Annotated in this window: 1 protein-coding gene; it reads left to right on the top strand. The window is 32.9% G+C overall.

Going from position 1 to position 985, the window contains the following annotated elements:
- Positions 1–134 precede the first annotated feature (134 nt).
- Positions 135–985, top strand: an 851-nt coding sequence (locus tag PGX44_RS13925; RefSeq protein ID WP_498855842.1) for an acyltransferase family protein, incomplete at its 3' end; no start/stop codon positions are given.

Consider the following 985-nt stretch of genomic DNA (forward strand, 5'->3'; position numbering starts at 1 on the left):
AACGCATCTTCTTTTATGATACCTAAAAAAACTTACACACTTAACTTGACAAACCCAGACGAATTGCCTGGTGCATAGAAGCTTTTTGCTTTGTTGCTGTAAATTGTTATGTACTGATTAGTGGCTATTTTTTAATAAACAGTCATTCCTTTCATTGGACTAAGGTGTGGAAACTTTGGAGTACAGTGGCGTTTTATTCATTGCTTTTTTATGCTATCTCCGTTGATGCTTCAGGTCATTGGGATTTATACAAGACAATACATTATTTGTTACCTGTAAGATATTCTATTTATTGGTTCGTAACTGCCTATATAGGTACGTATTTACTTTCCCCTTATTTGGCCAGACTGGCGCAGAACTTAAATAAAAGGGAATATACTTCATTCATATGTATTCTGACAGGAATGTTTGTTTTATATTCGTTTTTAAAACCCGAAGCAGATCCATTTAAAATTGATGGCGGATATACAGTTCTCTGGTTCATTACATTATTCTACTGGGGGGGGTACATACGTTTATCTGATATAAAAGCATCAGGATTTTTACAAAAACGGCCTTTTCTAATTTATTTTAATGCTTGTGTAATTACCTTTCTAAGTAAAAAGCCAATGCATTATTTCTTCCAGTACCTAGGCGTCCCTGTAAAAGCGCGAAGCTTCTATGGATTTTATATGTATAATTCACCAACAATTTTATTGGCTTCTATAGCTTTATTTATATTTTTTCTTAATTTAAAAATCAATTCAGATAAAATTAAGAACCTTATTCAATATATTGCGCCATCTACGTTCGGTGTGTATTTAATCCATGAGCATCCTTTTATTCGTTCTCAACTTTGGAACCATTGGATTCATGTAAAATCACTAGCATCATCTCCATATTTTATTCTACATTTTATTATTACAATTTTAGGAATTTTTGCGATATGTATAATGGGCCCCTTGTCAAGACCACGTTCTAAAATTTTAAGAGTGGCAGTAAGCAG

Origin of the sequence: Caecibacter sp. AF58-12pH5A, assembly GCF_027681725.1 — a bacterium.
Lineage (GTDB): Bacteria > Bacillota > Negativicutes > Veillonellales > Megasphaeraceae > Megasphaera > Megasphaera hominis.